This is a genomic window from Streptomyces sp. NPDC049585 (assembly GCF_040675615.1).
Taxonomy (GTDB): domain Bacteria; phylum Actinomycetota; class Actinomycetes; order Streptomycetales; family Streptomycetaceae; genus Streptomyces; species Streptomyces luteosporeus.
Genome location: NZ_JBFAPE010000073.1, coordinates 1 through 2916, shown reverse-complemented (window position 1 = coordinate 2916; position 2916 = coordinate 1). Strand labels below are relative to the sequence as shown.

1 rRNA gene is annotated in these 2916 nt (G+C 56.5%); it reads right to left on the bottom strand.

The annotated features are described in order from the left end of the window. Window position 1 precedes the first annotated feature (1 nt). A 23S ribosomal RNA gene (locus AB0K17_RS30690) occupies window positions 2-2916 on the bottom strand; the annotation flags it as partial.

The following is a 2916-nucleotide window of genomic DNA, read 5'->3' as shown; positions in this document are numbered from 1 at the left end:
TATGGACAAGCCCTCGGCCTATTAGTACCAGTCAACTCCACCGGTTACCCGGCTTCCATATCTGGCCTATCAACCCAGTCGTCTACTGGGAGCCTTACCCCATCAAGTGGGTGGGAGTCCTCATCTCGAAGCAGGCTTCCCGCTTAGATGCTTTCAGCGGTTATCCCTCCCGAACGTAGCCAACCAGCCATGCCCTTGGCAGAACAACTGGCACACCAGAGGTTCGTCCGTCCCGGTCCTCTCGTACTAGGGACAGCCCTTCTCAAGACTCCTACGCGCACAGCGGATAGGGACCGAACTGTCTCACGACGTTCTAAACCCAGCTCGCGTACCGCTTTAATGGGCGAACAGCCCAACCCTTGGGACCGACTCCAGCCCCAGGATGCGACGAGCCGACATCGAGGTGCCAAACCATCCCGTCGATATGGACTCTTGGGGAAGATCAGCCTGTTATCCCCGGGGTACCTTTTATCCGTTGAGCGACGGCGCTTCCACAAGCCACCGCCGGATCACTAGTCCCGACTTTCGTCCCTGCTCGACCCGTCGGTCTCACAGTCAAGCTCCCTTGTGCACTTACACTCAACACCTGATTGCCAACCAGGCTGAGGGAACCTTTGGGCGCCTCCGTTACCCTTTAGGAGGCAACCGCCCCAGTTAAACTACCCACCAGACACTGTCCCTGATCCGGATCACGGACCCAGGTTAGACATCCAGCACGACCAGAGTGGTATTTCAACGACGACTCCACACACACTGGCGTGCATGCTTCACAGTCTCCCACCTATCCTACACAAGCCGAACCGAACACCAATATCAAGCTGTAGTAAAGGTCCCGGGGTCTTTCCGTCCTGCTGCGCGAAACGAGCATCTTTACTCGTAGTGCAATTTCACCGGGCCTATGGTTGAGACAGTCGAGAAGTCGTTACGCCATTCGTGCAGGTCGGAACTTACCCGACAAGGAATTTCGCTACCTTAGGATGGTTATAGTTACCACCGCCGTTTACTGGCGCTTAAGTTCTCAGCTTCGCCTGGACGAATCCAAGCTAACCGGTCCCCTTAACGTTCCAGCACCGGGCAGGCGTCAGTCCGTATACATCGCCTTACGGCTTCGCACGGACCTGTGTTTTTAGTAAACAGTCGCTTCTCGCTGGTCTCTGCGGCCACCCCCAGCTCAGAGTGCAAAACTCATCACCAGGCGTGGCCCCCCTTCTCCCGAAGTTACGGGGGCATTTTGCCGAGTTCCTTAACCATAGTTCACCCGAACGCCTCGGTATTCTCTACCTGACCACCTGAGTCGGTTTAGGGTACGGGCCGCCATGAAACTCGCTAGAGGCTTTTCTCGACAGCATAGGATCATCCACTTCACCACAATCGGCTCGGCATCAGGTCTCAGCCTTAACGTGTGACGGATTTGCCTACCACACGGCCTACACCCTTACCCCGGGACAACCACCGCCCGGGCTGGACTACCTTCCTGCGTCACCCCATCGCTTACCTACTACAAGTCTGGTTCGTCGGCTCCACCACTCCCCTTCACCCGAAGGATCCAGGGCGGCTTCACGGACTTAGCATCGCCTGATTCGATATTGGGCGTTTCAAAGCGGGTACCGGAATATCAACCGGTTGTCCATCGACTACGCCTGTCGGCCTCGCCTTAGGTCCCGACTTACCCTGGGCAGATCAGCTTGACCCAGGAACCCTTAGTCAATCGGCGCACACGTTTCTCACGTGTGTATCGCTACTCATGCCTGCATTCTCACTCGTGAACCGTCCACAACTCGTTTCCACGGCTGCTTCACCCGGCACACGACGCTCCCCTACCCATCACAGCAGACGTTGGTCCTTATGCTGTAATGACACGACTTCGGCGGTACGCTTGAGCCCCGCTACATTGTCGGCGCGGAATCACTTGACCAGTGAGCTATTACGCACTCTTTCAAGGGTGGCTGCTTCTAAGCCAACCTCCTGGTTGTCTCTGCGACTCCACATCCTTTCCCACTTAGCGTACGCTTAGGGGCCTTAGTCGATGCTCTGGGCTGTTTCCCTCTCGACCATGGAGCTTATCCCCCACAGTCTCACTGCCGCGCTCTCACTTACCGGCATTCGGAGTTTGGCTAAGGTCAGTAACCCGGTAGGGCCCATCGCCTATCCAGTGCTCTACCTCCGGCAAGAAACACACGACGCTGCACCTAAATGCATTTCGGGGAGAACCAGCTATCACGGAGTTTGATTGGCCTTTCACCCCTAACCACAGGTCATCCCCCAGGTTTTCAACCCTGGTGGGTTCGGTCCTCCACGAAGTCTTACCTCCGCTTCAACCTGCCCATGGCTAGATCACTCCGCTTCGGGTCTTGAGCGCGCTACTGAATCGCCCTATTCGGACTCGCTTTCGCTACGGCTTCCCCACACGGGTTAACCTCGCAACACACCGCAAACTCGCAGGCTCATTCTTCAAAAGGCACGCAGTCACGACGTTGAGCACAAGGCTCAACGCGACGCTCCCACGGCTTGTAGGCACACGGTTTCAGGTACTATTTCACTCCGCTCCCGCGGTACTTTTCACCATTCCCTCACGGTACTATCCGCTATCGGTCACCAGGGAATATTTAGGCTTAGCGGGTGGTCCCGCCAGATTCACACGGGATTTCTCGGGCCCCGTGCTACTTGGGTGTCTCTCAAACGAGCCGTCAATGTTTCAGCTACGGGGGTCTTACCCTCTACGCCGGACCTTTCGCATGTCCTTCGCCTACATCAACGGTTTCTGACTCGTCTCATGGCCGGCAGACCATGAAAGAGAGATCCCACAACCCCGCATGCGCAACCCCTGCCGGGTATCACACACATACGGTTTGGCCTCATCCAGTTTCGCTCGCCACTACTCCCGGAATCACGGTTGTTTTCTCTTCCTGCGGGTAC